The 15517-nt window shown below is 58.4% G+C and carries 15 protein-coding genes; 9 read left to right on the top strand and 6 right to left on the bottom strand.

Annotation, left to right across the window (positions count from 1 at the left end):
- Nucleotides 1-6 precede the first annotated feature (6 nt).
- The 8 genes from WA845_RS02760 to WA845_RS02795 all read left to right on the top strand — a co-directional run bounded on the left by WA845_RS02760 (nt 7) and on the right by WA845_RS02795 (nt 5058).
- Complete coding sequence (locus WA845_RS02760; protein ID WP_004439923.1) at nt 7-447, top strand: DUF2948 family protein; 441 nt, start codon at nt 7-9, stop codon at nt 445-447.
- Between the two features lie 119 nt (nt 448-566).
- The gene (gene hisD / locus WA845_RS02765; protein WP_112555879.1) at nt 567-1865 is read left to right on the top strand and encodes a histidinol dehydrogenase; all 1299 of its coding nucleotides are present in this window, start codon (nt 567-569) and stop codon (nt 1863-1865) included.
- A gap of 3 nt (nt 1866-1868) precedes the next feature.
- Nucleotides 1869-2342, top strand: coding sequence for a UPF0262 family protein (locus tag WA845_RS02770; protein ID WP_004439916.1), 474 nt, complete (start codon nt 1869-1871; stop codon nt 2340-2342).
- Between the two features lie 2 nt (nt 2343-2344).
- The gene (locus tag WA845_RS02775) at nt 2345-2833 is read left to right on the top strand and encodes an arsenate-mycothiol transferase ArsC (RefSeq protein WP_022555605.1); all 489 of its coding nucleotides are present in this window, start codon (nt 2345-2347) and stop codon (nt 2831-2833) included.
- 144 nt (nt 2834-2977) lie between these two features.
- Entirely contained in the window at nt 2978-3196 is a 219-nt protein-coding gene (gene infA / locus WA845_RS02780; protein ID WP_003503453.1) for a translation initiation factor IF-1, read from the top strand.
- A gap of 31 nt (nt 3197-3227) precedes the next feature.
- Entirely contained in the window at nt 3228-3851 is a 624-nt protein-coding gene (locus tag WA845_RS02785; RefSeq protein ID WP_112555880.1) for a Maf-like protein, read from the top strand.
- A gap of 3 nt (nt 3852-3854) precedes the next feature.
- Nucleotides 3855-4082 carry a DNA gyrase inhibitor YacG gene (gene yacG, locus WA845_RS02790; protein WP_004439907.1) on the top strand — a complete coding sequence of 76 codons (228 nt, stop codon included), beginning with the start codon at nt 3855-3857 and terminating at the stop codon, nt 4080-4082.
- 139 nt (nt 4083-4221) lie between these two features.
- Nucleotides 4222-5058, top strand: coding sequence for a DUF6030 family protein (locus WA845_RS02795; RefSeq protein WP_112556130.1), 837 nt, complete (start codon nt 4222-4224; stop codon nt 5056-5058).
- A gap of 12 nt (nt 5059-5070) precedes the next feature.
- On the opposite strand, the gene galE is transcribed toward WA845_RS02795, so the two are convergent.
- The 3 genes from galE to mscL form a co-directional block, all read right to left on the bottom strand.
- Nucleotides 5071-6102: a UDP-glucose 4-epimerase GalE gene (gene galE, locus WA845_RS02800; RefSeq protein ID WP_004439901.1), complete on the bottom strand. Its 1032-nt coding sequence runs from the start codon at nt 6100-6102 to the stop codon at nt 5071-5073.
- A 334-nt stretch (nt 6103-6436) separates the two neighbouring features.
- Nucleotides 6437-7603, bottom strand: coding sequence for a pyridoxal phosphate-dependent aminotransferase (locus WA845_RS02805; protein ID WP_112555882.1), 1167 nt, complete (start codon nt 7601-7603; stop codon nt 6437-6439).
- 148 nt (nt 7604-7751) lie between these two features.
- Nucleotides 7752-8180 carry a large conductance mechanosensitive channel protein MscL gene (gene mscL, locus WA845_RS02810; RefSeq protein ID WP_004439896.1) on the bottom strand — a complete coding sequence of 143 codons (429 nt, stop codon included), beginning with the start codon at nt 8178-8180 and terminating at the stop codon, nt 7752-7754.
- A gap of 216 nt (nt 8181-8396) precedes the next feature.
- Between mscL and WA845_RS02815 the strand changes: the two genes are divergently transcribed.
- The gene (locus WA845_RS02815) at nt 8397-11906 is read left to right on the top strand and encodes a PAS-domain containing protein (RefSeq protein WP_112556132.1); all 3510 of its coding nucleotides are present in this window, start codon (nt 8397-8399) and stop codon (nt 11904-11906) included.
- A gap of 54 nt (nt 11907-11960) precedes the next feature.
- Here the strand turns inward: WA845_RS02815 and WA845_RS02820 are convergent, their stop codons facing one another.
- The 3 genes from WA845_RS02820 to visN form a co-directional block, all read right to left on the bottom strand.
- Entirely contained in the window at nt 11961-13808 is a 1848-nt protein-coding gene (locus WA845_RS02820) for a methyl-accepting chemotaxis protein (protein ID WP_006697661.1), read from the bottom strand.
- Between the two features lie 97 nt (nt 13809-13905).
- Nucleotides 13906-14607 (bottom strand): transcriptional regulator VisR, encoded by a 702-nt coding sequence (gene visR / locus WA845_RS02825; protein WP_034496317.1) that lies wholly within the window; start codon nt 14605-14607, stop codon nt 13906-13908.
- Nucleotides 14608-14660: 53 nt separating this feature from the next.
- Entirely contained in the window at nt 14661-15392 is a 732-nt protein-coding gene (gene visN, locus WA845_RS02830) for a transcriptional regulator VisN (protein ID WP_004439885.1), read from the bottom strand.
- Nucleotides 15393-15517: the final 125 nt, after the last annotated feature.

Below are 15517 nucleotides of genomic sequence, written 5' to 3' on the forward strand. Positions count from 1 at the left end.
AAAAAGATGAGCGGCTTGAAATTGCTCGCGCTGGATACTGAAGATCTCTCCGTCATCTCGACCCATATGCAGGACAGTGTCTTCAAGCTGAAGGATGTTGCCTTCGAGCCGAAACACGGCCAGTTCACCTTTTCCGCCAACCGTTTCGTCTGGGAAAGCGCCGATAAAAAGCACCTGCCGCCGGAACGCTGCCGCACAGTTGTTTTCCTGAAGCGTGTCTCCGCTGTTCGTTCGCAGTCCATCAACCTCGCCGACAGGGAGCAGGTTCTTTCGCTTCTGGCGATACGTTTCACACCGAATGGCGAAGGCCCGGATGGCCTTGTGGAACTGGCCCTTTCCGGCGGCGGTACCATCGCGCTTGATGTCGAATGCATCGAGGCGCAGTTGACTGATGTGAGCGGTGCGTGGGAAACCGCCACCAAACCGCATCATCCCGACAGCGAATAAGCTTTCCGGACTGTCGGGACGGTTGCCTTTCCGTCCCGTTTCGATTTATGCCACATACCAGAGCCGCAATCGTTCTGCGGTAAGCGTGCACCCCGTGGGGACAATGAAAGGGTAATGGCGTGGCAATCTGGCTGGAGCAGGCATCGGCTGATTTCGAACAGAAATTCGCTGCCTTCCTGACAACCAAGAGAGAAGTTTCCGAAGACGTCAATGCGACCGTTCGCGACATCATCAATGATGTCCGACATCGCGGCGATGCGGCCCTTGCCCATTATTCCCGGAAATTCGACGGCATCGATTTTGCCGCGGTGCCGATGCGGGTAACGACTGATGAAATCGATGCGGCGATTGCCACCGTCGACACGAGCGTGATCGAAGCGCTTGAACTCGCAGCCCGGCGCATCGAAAAACACCATGCGCGACAGATGCCGAAGGACGATATTTACGAGGACGATATCGGCGTCGGCCTCGGCTCGCGCTGGACCGCAATCGAGGCCGTGGGCCTTTATGTGCCAGGCGGCACGGCCAGCTATCCAAGCTCAGTGCTGATGAATGCCGTGCCCGCCAAGGTTGCCGGTGTGGAGCGCATCGTCATGGTCGTGCCCGCGAATGACGGCGCGGTCAATCCGGCCGTTCTGGCTGCCGCGCGTATTGCGGGCGTCGAGGAAATCTATCGCATCGGTGGCGCGCAGGCCGTGGCGGCACTGGCTTATGGCACTGAAACCATCGCGCCGGTCGCCAAGATCGTCGGCCCGGGCAATGCTTATGTGGCGGCCGCCAAGCGTCAGGTCTTCGGCACTGTCGGCATCGACATGATCGCCGGCCCTTCCGAAGTGCTTGTCATCGCCGACAGGGATAACGACCCCGACTGGCTTGCTGCCGATCTTCTGGCGCAGGCGGAGCATGATCGTGGTGCACAATCCATCCTGATCACCGATGATGCCGAGCTCGGCAAGGCGGTGGAAGCAGCCGTCGAGCGGCAGCTGAAGCGTCTCTCGCGTTCCGAAACAGCAGCGGCGAGCTGGGCGGATTTCGGCGCGATCATTCTGGTCGAAAAGCTCACCGATGCCATTCCGTTGGCCAATCGGATCGCCGCCGAACACCTGGAACTTGCCATCGATGACCCGGATGCGCTAATGGCCCACATCCGCAATGCCGGGGCGATTTTTGTCGGGCGCCACACCCCCGAAGTGATCGGCGATTATGTGGGCGGTTCCAACCATGTTCTGCCGACGGCGCGCTCGGCCCGTTTTTCCTCAGGCCTTTCGGTGCTGGACTTCGTCAAGCGCACGTCCATCCTGCGGCTTGGTCCCGAGCAGCTGCGCCAGCTTGCGCCGGCAGCCATCACCCTTGCCCGTTCCGAGGGGCTGGACGCGCATGCGCGCTCCGTCTCCATCCGCCTCAACCCGGAAAGTTAAACGATGGCGTCAGGCGACTTCCGGCTCTGCGACGTGGTACTGGACGACAGCATCGGCCGGTCCACGCCCGACGTGGAGCATGAACGCGCCGTCGCTATTTTCGACCTGATCGAAGAAAATACCTTTGAGCCTGCCGGACATGACGGCGGGCCGTACCGGCTTTATATATCGCTCGTCGATTCCAAACTGGTTTTCTCCATCAAGACCGAGGACGACAGGGATGTGTCCACCCATATCCTGTCGCTGACGCCGTTCCGTCGCATCATCAAGGATTATTTCCTGATCTGCGAAAGCTATTACGAGGCGATCCGCTCTTCCACGCCGAGCCAGATCGAGGCGATCGACATGGGCCGGCGCGGCATCCACAATGACGGGTCGCAGACGCTGATGGACCGGCTGTCCGGCAAGATAAAGGTGGATTTCGACACGGCGCGCCGGCTCTTCACCCTTGTCTGTGTGCTTTATTGGCGGGGTTAGAGATGAGCGATCCTGCCGCAGCGCCAAACGAGGGACGAGCGCCGAAATCGGTCCTGTTCATGTGCGGCATGAATTCCATCCGCTCCCCCATGGCCGAGGTGATCGCCAAACGATTGGTCGCGCCCGGCATCTACATCCAGTCGGCAGGTGTGCGGGCGGGCGAGCGCGACCCCTTCGTGGATGCGGTGCTGGAGGAGCAGGGTTTTTCGCTCGGCAAGCACAAACCGCGTACTCTGGACGAGATCGAGGATGATTTTTTCGATCTGATCATTACATTAACACCAGAAGCTCATCACGCCGCACTGGAACTGACGCGCTCGAACTCTCTCGATGTGGTCTATTGGCCCACCATGGATCCGACGGTGGTCACTGGCACTCGGGAGCAAATACTCGACGCCTATCGTGAGGTGCGGGACCATCTTGCAAAACTGATTGCCGAACGCCTGCCGAAGCGGCAACAGCCGGTGGCGGATACGCTTTCAAAAGACTGAAAACTGCCTCGGCCTGTTAAAATCGATCGCGATTTTCAAGCCGATGCTTTAGAGGTTCACAAATGTGCCGGGATTGTGTAGTTTCCGCGCAATTTTCCCGGACAGGACACGGTCCGGCACTATCAACAGGAAGAAAACCCTTACATGACAAAAGAAGAAGTCCTTGAATTCCCGGGCATCGTAACCGAATTGCTGCCGAACGCAACATTCCGCGTGAAGCTTGAGAACGACCATGAAATCATCGCCCATACGGCGGGCCGCATGCGCAAGAACCGCATCCGCGTTCTCGCAGGCGACAAGGTTCTGGTCGAAATGACGCCTTACGACCTGACCAAGGGCCGCATCACCTATCGCTTCAAGTAATCCGTTTCCGCATCCTACGCCCGGCAGCGCAATGACGAATTCAAAACAAAAGCTCGTTCTGGCTTCTGGATCGCCGCGGCGTCTGGAGCTGCTGCATCAGATCGGCATCGAGCCGGCTCGCCTGATGCCGATGGATATTGACGAGACGCCTGTCAAGCTCGAGCATCCGCGAACGCTCTGCCGCCGTCTTTCCTTGCAGAAAGCGGAAGCGGCACAGGCGGCGCTGAAAAACGAGCAGGTCTGGAAGGACGCCTATGTTCTGGGGTCCGACACGGTCGTTGCTGTCGGTCGACGTATCGTGGGCAAGGCCGAATATACGGAAGAGGCTTCAGCGGCCCTGCATCTTCTTTCCGGGCGCAGCCATTGGGTCTATACCGGCATCTGCCTCGTAACCCCGGGCGGCAAGATCCGGCAGAAGGTGGCGGAGACCAAGGTACGCTTCAAACGCCTGTCGACCCGTGAGATCGATGCCTATATCGCTTCCGGGCAATGGCGCGGCAAAGCGGGCGCTTATGGCATTCAGGGCATCGCCGGTGCGTTCGTGCAGAAATTGACGGGCTCTTACACCAATGTCGTCGGTCTGCCGCTCTATGAGACCATGTCGCTTCTTGCCGGTGAAGGGTTCGAGGTGACGTCTGGCTGGCTGGAGGGATAGGCTGTGGCAAAATCCTCCACCGAAGGCGCTGGAAACGTAACGCCGCTCCGCAAATCCCAACCGTGCCCGGAATGTGGCCGACCATCGACGCGGGAAGACTACCCGTTCTGCTCGGATCGCTGCCGCTCGCTCGATCTGGCCCGCTGGCTGAACGGTTCCTACGCCATTCCCGTAGCGGATGATGAGAGCAGCGCCGGCGGACGGGATGGTGACAAGAATTCCTCCGACTGAGGACATCCGCCGGACATTCCGGCGGAACCAGATATTTTAGAACTTTTACTCGCAATTGATATTCGCCGGACCGCCAATGGTCCGATAATTCGCTCCAAACCGGCTGATGCCTATAACAGACAGCCAGCAAGGTCCCATGATGGACGCAGGCCCGCAAAAGAGAGTCAGTCTCCGCGCGCTGCTTGTTGCGGTGCTCGTCGTCTGTTCCGCCATATCGGCCACGGTTCTGCTCGCCAATGACAAAAAGCATCTGAGAAGCCTGCTCACCTATCTCAATCTGGCGCCCGCTCCTCTTTCCGCCGTACCATCTGCCAGGGCAAAACCCATCAAACGGCAGAAGCCTGCCGCGAGAACCATTTATCTGCCACCTTACCTGCTGAAATTCGAGCGCAATGGCGCCAGAGCGTCTTTCGCCCGCGATTTCATCATCTCCGGCAAAGACCTTTGCGACCGGTTCACGGCCGAAGGCTTCTCCAGCCCGCAAGGCTGGCACCCTAGCCCGGTGAATAACCGCAGCTTCGAATGTATGGCCGATCTGGGCGAGGCAACGACGGCGGACCCGGCTGACGCGGCATCGCTTTTCCTGGAAATCCGCGGCGAGGTTTCCGGGGAAATCCGGTCCGTCAGGCTGAAGGCAGTTGCACCGCAGACATCGGCCGGACGCGCTGTCAACGCGAAGCTTGCGGCAGCACTTGCCATGATTATCGAGCAGACCCGTTGGAGAGATATTGGCTCGGTGCTTGAACCGGCGCAGAAGATGCAACAGTATCAGGCGCGACACTTCGGCATTTCGGCTTCCGTGAAGCCGGAACCCACCGCGCCGCACCGCGTGAATGTGATTTTGCTCGCGACCGAAACTTCGGCCGGACTGAAGCTGACACGCAGCTTCTTCGATCGTGATCGATGGCTTCGCCCAGCCAGCGCGTCAGACCGCCCGACTGACTATCGTTCAGTCAAGAAAAGCAAGGCAAGGTGATGCGCAGCCGGTTCATCCTATCGCCGCCAGTTTACGCCGTATTGGAGGAATCATCTCGTTTTTCTGGGCCTGGCGCTTGGCCTCCCATTGCAACGCGGTGCGGACGATGGTCGAAAGATCGTTGAAGCGCGGACGCCAACCAAATTCTGACTGGATCCGTCCCGAATCCGCCACCATGGTGGCGATGTCGCCGGCCCGGCGCGGACAGTGGATGACCGGAAAATCATGTCCGGATTCCCGCTGCACGGCATGCAGGACGTCAAGCACCGAATAACCGACGCCATAACCGCAGTTGAGCGTTCTTGTGCCGCCGCCGGCGCGCAAATGGGCCATGGCCAGCATGTGCGCTTCGATGAGGTCGCTGACATGGATATAGTCGCGAACGCCGGTGCCATCGGCTGTCGGATAATCCGTCCCGTAAACCTCCACGTGATCCCGGCGCCCGGTTGCAGCTTCGCATGCCACCTTTATGAGATTAGCGACGCCTGTTGGCGAAGGTCCGGCGCGACCCTGGGGGTCGGCTCCGGCCACGTTGAAGTAACGCAACGCCACGTAGTTGAAGTCATGTGCGCGCACGACATCGCGCAGCATGATTTCAGAAGCGAGTTTCGACAGACCGTAGGGATTTTCGGGGCTGAGGACCGCCGTTTCCGGCACCGGGCCTTCGAAAGGCTGGTTTCCATACACAGCGGCTGTGGAGGAGAAGATGAAATTGCGGATATCATTCCGCACCGCGGCAGCGACAAGCGCGCGGGTGGTGCCGGTGTTGTTTTCGTAATATTCGAGCGGCCGGCTGATGGATTCGGGAACGCTGACGGAGCCGGCGAAATGGAAAATGGTCTCGATCTGATTTTCTTCGAAAATCTGGTCGAGCAACGCGGGATCCGCCGCATCGCCGAGATAAAAACGCGCCGCTGGCGCGACGGCCCAGCGCGATCCGGTCGAAAGCCGATCGACAACGACGACTTCTTCCCCGGCATCGAGCAAAGCCCACACCATGTGGCTTCCTATATAACCGGCCCCACCCGTGACCAGAACAGCCATGACACTACTTCCCTGTTTGCTTTTCTTGAGCTCATCAAAGCCAATAATTCTTCATCATTGATTACTTGCACAGCGAATACCCAACCAATCCTCCGCCTCTGTGAAAAGGTGGCTTACGATTGGTTAGTGCGATGCAAGGCATTTTATTTATTGTATGAAAATGTTCTCATAGACGGAACGAGGGCGCATTAGCACAAAAAAACCCGCACGTCGATGGCTACGCCGTGGGGTTGTAATTTTCGCGCTTCGGCGTGATGCCCAAAGGCGAGCCGGACAGAGGCGTGCCGATGCTATGTAGGCGCCGCGAAAGGGCAGAGATGCCGGCGAGCGAGGCTTACCGACTAAGGATGTAAGAGGCCAGCCTGTCGGCCGCGTCTTCTATCTGCCTGGGGTTGCGCAGGAAGCAGGCGCGGAGGAACAATTCTCCCCCTGGGCCGAAGGCGGTTCCGGGCGCAAGGCCGACGCCGGTCTTATCGACGATATCAATCGCGGTTGCGCGGCTGTCCGTCACTCCATCGATCTTGAGGAAGGCATAAAGAGCGCCATCCGGTTTCAGAGTTTCGACGCGGTTCGTTGCAATCAAGGCGTCACAGAGAATATCGCGTGAGGTCAAAGCGCGCTCGTAATTCTCGCGAATGAAACCATCGCCCTTGTCGAGGGCCGCGACCGCGCCGCGCTGCATGAATTGCGCCACGCCCGACGTGGAGTATTGGATAAGGTTTTCGATCACCTGGCCGATGACTGGCGGGGCGACAAGCCAGCCGACCCGCCAGCCGGTCATCGACCAGTTCTTCGAGAAGGAATTGGCGAAGACGATCTTGTCGTCCGGCTCCATCACATCGAGGAAGGACGGCGCGCGGCTGCCGGAATAATGATAAAGCGCATAAATCTCGTCGGCGACGATCCAAAGATCATGTTTGCGGGCAAGCGCCAGAACATCACGGAGATTGTCTGCCGTCGCTGTCCATCCAGTCGGGTTGGAAGGCGTATTGATGAAAAGCGCCTTCGTCTTGCGGGTAATCGCGCTTTCCAGCCTGTCGATATCGAGATCCCAGCGGCCATCACGAAAATCGATGCCTACCGGAACCGCCTTCGCCCCTGCCACACCGATGGCGGCAACGATATTCGGCCATGTGGGTGAAAGATACACCATCTCGTCGCCCGGTGACGTCAATGCCTGAACAGCAAGCACAATCGCCTGCATACCTGAACCGGTCGCATAAAAATGCTCCGGCAGCAGCGATGCCGCGAAATGGCGTTCGTAATAACGGCTCAGCGCCTGGCGCAGTTCTGGAATACCGCGCTGCCAGGTATAGAAGGTCTCGCCATTGTTCAGACCATCGATGGCGGCCTGATTGATGAAGTCGGGGCTTGGCAGATCGCCTTCGCCAACCCACAGCGGCAGGAGGTTGTCCCGCCCCCGCGCGTAATTCACGACTTCGACAATACCGCTCTCCGGAGCCGCCAGAGAGCGTGCACTCAGACTGTTCAAAATGGACATTAAAGACACTCCGTTTGGTGCCTTCTTATCGCATCGCACCCGCCATGTGCATGATAATCCGTGAGGCGGCCATGGATTTTCTTTATGGATCATCCCGGCAGGAGATCGCCGGCCGCATGGGCCGGCGGTTAAACCAGATTTATCTGGCTCAGCGCGTCTTCAGCAGATCGCGAATTTCGGTAAGCAGCCTCACGTCCTCCGGCGGCGGGGCAGCTGCCGGCTTTTCCTCGACCTTCTTGCGTTCGACGGAATCGCGAAGCTTATTGACGCCCTTCACCATCAAGAAAATGATCCAGGCGAGGATGAGGAAGTTGATGAGAACGGTCAGAAAGTTACCGTAAGCGAAAACGGCGCCCTGCTCGCGGGCTGCGGCGAGCGAGGTGGCATTGACGTTAGAGCTCAGTGGCAGGAAGTAGTTCGAGAAGTCGAACCCGCCGAAGATTGCGCCGACGATAGGCATGATAAGATCGTTGACGACGGAGTCGACGATCTTGCTGAAAGCGGCACCGATAATAACACCCACGGCAAGGTCCATGACATTGCCGCGGGCAATGAAGGTTTTAAATTCGTTAAGCATTCAGATTGTCCCTCTCGTGCTTTGCGAGCTGAAGCTATGTGACTGTCCCTACACCTTCAACCATACAGATTCCCTTACACTTTTGGAATTCGTCAAGATTGCATTTATCGGGTTTTTTGGCGCTGATCTTGAACTTTATGATCAGACCGCGCTCATTCTCAATGGCGCGGATTTCGCCTATGCTTGATATCAGGAAACTCTTGCATGGGAGGATGCGTGCTTCCTGGGTGGATCATATTCGGTTCGGCTTTCGCCTATATCCTGCTGCTGTTTGCTGTTGCGAGCTACGGGGACAGGAAGAGCCGTAAGAGAAACGCGCCGAAAAAGGGGCGTCCGTTCGTTTATGCGCTCAGCCTTGCGATCTATTGCACCTCCTGGACCTATTTCGGTGGTGTTGGGCTTGCAGCCGACAAGGGACTGGAATTTCTTGGCATCTATACCGGGCCTATCCTTGCCTTCACCCTTGGCATGCCAATCATCCGACGCATCGTTGAGCTTGCCAAAACGGAAAAACTGACCTCGGTTGCAGACTTCATTGCCGCCCGTTATGGCAAGAATTCCACCGTGGCGATGATTGTCGCCATCATCGCGCTCGTCGGCGCCATTCCCTATATCGCGCTGCAGCTAAAAGCGGTTTCCAGCTCGGTGGCGACGATGGTCGACCCCGGTGATTACGGCATCGGCAGCGGCAACCTCTATTTCCTCGATCTGCCGCTTGTTGTCACCATTGTCATGGCGGGCTTCGCCGTCATGTTCGGCACCCGCCACACGGATGCAACCGAACATCAGGACGGGCTCATACTGGCGATCTCGATGGAATCGCTGGTCAAGCTCGTCGCCATGTGCACGGTCGGCTTCTATGTGCTCTTCGTGCTCTTCGATGGTCCCGCGCATCTATGGCAGCTCGCCTCCGCCAATGAACAGGCGATGCAGGCCATCTCCTATCACACGCCCGTCAGCCGCTGGATCGTCATGACCCTGCTTTCCGGCTTCGCCATCATCCTGCTGCCGCGTCAGTTCCATGTCACAGTCGTGGAAAACCGGACGCCGGAAGAGTTGCGCATGGCGGGGTTCCTGCTACCGCTCTATCTCATCGCCATCAACATCTTCGTACTGCCGATCGCTCTTGCCGGCATTCTGACGCTCGGCGCCAATGGCGACGCCGATCTCTACGTGCTGCAACTGCCGCTCAACCATCAGATGCCGGTCGTGTCCCTGATCACCTTCATCGGCGGTTTTTCGGCCGCGACCGCGATGGTGATCGTCGCGTCGGTCGCGCTGTCGATCATGATTTCCAATGACTTTGTCATGCCGATCTTCCTGCGACAGAAGCTGTTGAATCGCTCACCGCACCGGGACAACTTCGCCAAGACCCTACTCAACATCCGCAGAACGGCGATCTTTGCCGTTATGCTGCTGGGTTATGGTTATTATCGCGCCGCCGACAGCGCCACGGGTCTCGCCTCCATCGGCCTGCTGGCCTTCGCTGCAATTGCCCAGATGGCCCCTGCCCTTTTCGGCGGCCTCTTCTGGCGGCGGGCCAATGCGCGCGGCGCAATCGCGGGGTTGAGTTCCGGCTTCTTCGTCTGGGCCTATCTGCTTTTCCTGCCGAGCTTCGGCGGGCCTGACAATTCCGAGGTTGCGGCGAATATTCTCGGTTTCCTGTTTTCCGGCAGCACCGTGTTCAACGGGCCTGAAGCCGATCCATTCGTGAATGCAGTCATTCTCAGTCTTCTCGTCAACAGCATGGCGTTTGTGCTCGGCTCGCTTTCGCGCAATCCAAGACCGGTAGAACGCATTCAGTCCGGCATCTTCGTCAAGCGTCATTCAAAATCGCAATTCGCCACCCGCGGCTGGAAAACCCGTGTCAGCGTCGGCGATCTGAAAAGCGCGATCGCCCGCTATCTCGGCGAGGAGCGCATGCTCCGTTCATTGGCCACCTATGAAAAAACGGCCGGCAGAAAGCTGAATGACGACCAGCCGGCGGACATGGCGCTGATTCACTTCTCCGAACAGTTACTCGGCAGCGCCATCGGCTCTTCCTCCGCCCGCCTGGTGCTCTCGATCATTCTGCAGAAGGCGGAAGACACCAGCGCAGACACGGCGTGGCTGCTCGACCAGGCAAGCGAAGCGCTGCAGTATAATCAGGACATGTTGCAGACGGCGCTGGCGCAGATGGACCAGGGTATCGCCGTTTTCGATAGCTCCCAGCAGCTGACGATCTGGAACCGGCGCTTTCGCACTCTTCTGGACCTGCCCGAGCAGTTCGGCCAGGTGGGCGTACCACTAACCGATATCGTCTCCATGCTGCAGGAACGAGGCGACATGCCGGCCGGTGATACGGAACAGTTGATCACCAGCTTTCTGACCATGGACCTGCCATTCCCTCTGGTGCTGGCGGGCGGCGAACGCATCATCGAGGTGCGCTCCAACACGATGCCGGACAAGGGCATTGTCGCAACCTTCACCGACATTACCCAGAGGGTGGCAAGCGATCAGGCGCTGAAACAGGCGAATGAAACGCTGGAACAGCGCGTGGTGGAGCGGACCGCCGAACTGACCCGCGTCAACCGCGCGCTGGCTGAGGCGAGAGCGGCAGCCGACGAAGCGAACATCGGCAAGACGCGGTTTTTCGCCGCCGCCGGCCACGATATTCTCCAGCCACTGAATGCCGCCCGTCTCTATTCATCCTCGCTGGTCGAACGGCTCGGAGAATCGGGAGAAAGCGAACTCGTGCAGAATATCGACTCAGCGCTGGAATCGGTCGAGACCATCCTTGGCGCGGTGCTCGATATTTCCCGTCTGGACACCGGCTCGATGAAGGCGCGCATGACATCCGTTCCGCTGAACGACTTGCTGAAGCGGATCGAGACCGATTTTGCGCCGATGGCGCAGGAGAAGAACCTCGACCTCGTGGTCATGCCGACTTCGCTGACGGTACGGTCTGATCCCAACCTCCTGCGGCGTCTGATACAGAACCTGGTTTCCAACGCCATCAAATACACGTTGAAGGGCAAAGTGGTTGTCGGCGCGCGCCGCCGGGGCGGCGAAGTGGTCATTCAGGTGACGGATTCCGGCATCGGCATACCCGCCTCCAAATTCCGCACGGTCTTCAAGGAATTCGCCCGGCTGGACGAAGGTGCAAAAACGGCCTCGGGGCTCGGCCTTGGTCTTTCCATCGTCGACCGGTTGTCGCGCATGCTGCACCATCCGGTTCAACTGATTTCCACGCCGGGCAAGGGCACGACCTTCCGTATTCACCTCACGCGTGAGGAAGATCGTGTCGCACCCGCGAAGTCGGGCGGCCCCATCGCCAATCCTGCTGCCAGCGATCGCCTCCAGGGCGTGCGGGTGCTGTGCATCGACAACGAGCCGAAAATCCTTGAGGGCATGACGCTGTTGCTGACGGGATGGGGCTGCGACGTTTTACCAGCGGGATCCGTGGCGGCGCTGGAAGAACCGTTTCTTTCTCTGACCGCAGCACCCGACGTCATCGTCGCTGATTATCATCTTGATGATGGCGATGGCATCAGCGCCATCCGCCTCATCAGGACATTTTATGGCAAAACGATCCCGGCTCTGCTGGTAACGGCAGATCGTAGCCCTGAAGTGCGCAGCGATGCCGAAAAATACGGAATTGCCGTCCAGCACAAACCGGTGAAACCGGCGGCGCTGCGCGCCTATATCAACCAGATATCCAGTACCGTGCGGGCAGCGGCCGAGTAAAAACTCCCGGACCTTGCGATCCGGGAGCGGTATCTATCTTCAAAAACCGGCGTATCAGGCCGCTTGATTGTACCGGTCTCGGCCTGTCGCCGAACCCTGCTCCATCTGGAACCGCTGCACGAGTTCGAGAAGCGCTTTTACTTCACCGGACAGTATCATGCTGGCCGCGCTTGACTGTTCGGCAAGCGCTGCGTTCTGCTGGGTCATCTGGTCCATCTGGTTGACGGAACTGTTGACGTTGTGAAGTGCGGAAGACTGATCCTGCGTTGCCGTCGCAATGGTTTCGACATGCTGGCTGACGGTAACGATCTGCTGGCTGATGGCGGAAAGAACCGTGCCCGCCTCCTGCACCAGCTTCGACCCGGAACTGACCTCATGCGTCGACTGGTTGATGAGCTGCTTGATCTCGCGGGCTGCGTCGGCGGAGCGCTGTGCAAGCTCGCGCACTTCCTGCGCCACGACGGCGAAGCCCTTGCCGGCCTCACCAGCACGTGCGGCCTCGATACCGGCATTGAGCGCCAGAAGGTTGGTCTGAAAAGCAATGTCGTCAATGACCTCGATGATCTGTTCGATCTTGCGCGAGGCGTCTTCAATGCGGCCCATGGCGTCGACGGCATTGCTGACGACCGAACCGGAGCTGTCGGCGCTCTGCTTGGTAATGCGAACGGCCTCATTGGCCTCGCGCGCCCTTTCAGCCGATGACTTGACGGTGGCGGTGATTTCCTCGACAGCGGCAGCGGTCTCCTCCAGCGAGGCGGCTTGGTTTTCGGTCCGCTTCGACAGATCGACCGAAGATTGCTCGATTTCGATACCGCTGTGCTGAATGATGAGCGTGCGCTCCCGGATCTGACCCAGCGCATCCCGCAGGTTGAGCAGGGAACTGTTGAAGTCCGTGCGCAGCCGGTCGAGGCGACCTGAGAAGGGCGTATCAATCGTACGGCTGAGATCGCCACGCGATAGCCTGCCGAGACCGGACGCAATCTCGTCGACCGCGAATTCGATCTGGCCGTCCAGCTCCCGTTTCTCGGCGTCATTGCGGTAACGTTCGGATTCGGCCGCAGCACGTTCCTCGGCGCTCTTGCCCTCAATCGCCAGTTTCTCAAGTGCATTTTCGCGGAAAATCACCAAAGCGCGGGCAATGTTGCCAAACTCATTGGTGTTGGTGGCATAGGGGATCGGTGTATCGAGATTGCCGTCCGAAAGGGACTTCACTGCATCGGTCAGCTTGCCCAGGGGCTGAAGCGTACGCTTGATGACGAAATAGGCGAGCAAACCGACGCCAAGCATGGCGAGCCCGCCACAGATCAGCATCATGTCGCGCAGGCTGTATATCTGCGCATCGTAGACATCCATGGGAACACCCACGAACAGAATGCCGACGGTTGCGCCGGTTTTGTTCGTAACGGGCATATAACCCGTCATGTAGCTGGTGCCGAACAGCGTCGCGGTGCCAAAATAGGATTCACCCTTGGAGACTTTTTCGAAAGCGGGATGATCGGTCGCAAGCTTGGTTCCTGCTGCTCTCTCGCCCTTTTCGTTCTTCAGATTGGTGGTCATGCGAATGAATTCGCCGCCTCTGGCTTCAAAAACAGTGGAGATGCCACCGTTTCCGGCTGCGGTGCGGTCGACGAGATCATTATCGCGCATCGTTCCGATGCTGGCGCGGCCCACGCTCTTGAGGTCGCCATCCACCAATTCGAGGGCAACACCGCCAACTTTCAGTTCGTAAAGGATCGCCATGCTGCGCATTGCGCTGTGCGTATCACGCAGCGCGGTGGTGATGATATTGTCCTTCAAGCGAATGTAAGTCGAAAAACCAACCGCCGCCACGCTGAGCGCGATCAGGCCGATCGTCAAAGCCACGACCTTGCCAGCAACGGACTTAAAGAGCCGGTTGTGCATGAAACAGTTCCCCAAAGCCAAACTTATAAAAGTTCTAATGGGCAACTGTTAAAAAAACGCGAAGTGCCGGCGAAGGGGGCGGTAGACCCGCCCGCCGTTAATGGATGTAGCCGAGCCGGATGGCTTTCGCGATCGCCTGGATACGGTTGACGGAATCAAGCTTGATCGTCGCCGAACCAAGATAGGCGTTGACGGTGTGTACCGACAGCCCGAGCTTGACCGCGATTTCTTCGCTGATACGGCCATCGCCCGCCAGTTGCAGGCAGGCGATTTCCCTCTCGCTCAACGCTTCCGAGGGCGCCGCCTTGCGCTCGTCCAGCGCCAGCATATCGACCATGATCTCGCAGCACTTGATGTGCTGTTCGATCACCACTTCATTGTCGAGAACGAGATTGGTGCCGCAGAAGACGATATAGCCGTTACCGATGGTGCCGAGGCGCACCGGTAGCGCCAGACCCGCATAGGGCAACGTATCGTTCTCGATCCGGCGCAGAAGCGCAGGCACGTCGGGGAGATCGGCAAAACCGCCGGCATTCTTGTTGCGCCAGATGACCGGCAGAAGCGACGTCTCGATGTGATCGAGAAGAATATCGCCGACAGCGCGAATGAACTGCGTGCTCTGCTCCGCGGCATTCATGCCCCAGTTTTCCAGCTCGCAGGTCAGCTTCTTCTTGTTGGGGAAACCGGAAGCGGCCGCCTTCGTCACCACGAAATTGCGCGCGCCGACCAGCTTCTGCATGGCGACAAGCTTCGGAAACAGATCCGACCGGCTCGTCACGACAGGGCTGCGGTAAAACATGCCCGTTTGACCAGTACCCTCATTGTCTTTCGTCTGTACCATCCGTCCGACCATTATACGAGGTTGTTGCGCACGGCGTAGGCAATTGCCTCCGAGCGGGTTTTTGTCGCAGTTTTACGCATCACGCTTGTGATGTAATTATTGATCGTATTGCGTGAAATGCCAAGGATCATCGCAATTTCGTCACTCGTCTTGCCTTCCGCGATCCAGAAAAGGCACTCCAGCTCGCGCTCGGTGAGGTCGATATCGCGCACGGCTTTTGCCTCGCTGGCAATGCCGAAACTGACGCAATAGCCCGTCAGAAGCGCGATTTCACGCAGGCGTTCCGGCGACGGAACCGCTTCCTCGGGGAACAGCAGCAGGAGAGAAAGGCGAATGCGCCCCACGCAGAAAGAGAGCGCAGAATACTGCCGGTCTATGCCATAGGGAACCGAAACGTCCTCTGGAAGCAAGAGCAGCCGCGGCTGCAGAAGCGAAAGGCATTTTTCCATTTCGCTCGAACGGTTCTGGCTATTGGCAAGCTCAACGCCCAACCGGCGCACCAGATCGAAAGGCCAATCGGATGTGACGATGAATTTAAGCCCGGTTTCTTCGAGAAGGTCATCCCGCGCCAGCAGGTAGTGCGAGGCGCCAGCGTAAGTCACGAGCAAATCAAGCGCGCCTGCAACGTTACCGGCAGCAGCCGTGGCTGCGACGTTCTTGGCAAGCTGATCACGCGGCAGGGGCTTACCCATGCCCTCCATAGGCTTGGCAGACAGCCTGCGGATATCAACATCGACTTTCAATCGCCTACGCCCTCTTGCTCCCAGTGGGAGATTATACCTCGGGATGGAATCATTCCATTCGAGAAGCTTACCAAAATGGGACGGCAAGCCCCCGGAGACCGAATCATTTCATTTTATGGAACGGA

Source organism: Agrobacterium sp. CMT1 (assembly GCF_037203725.1).
Lineage (GTDB): Bacteria > Pseudomonadota > Alphaproteobacteria > Rhizobiales > Rhizobiaceae > Agrobacterium > Agrobacterium pusense.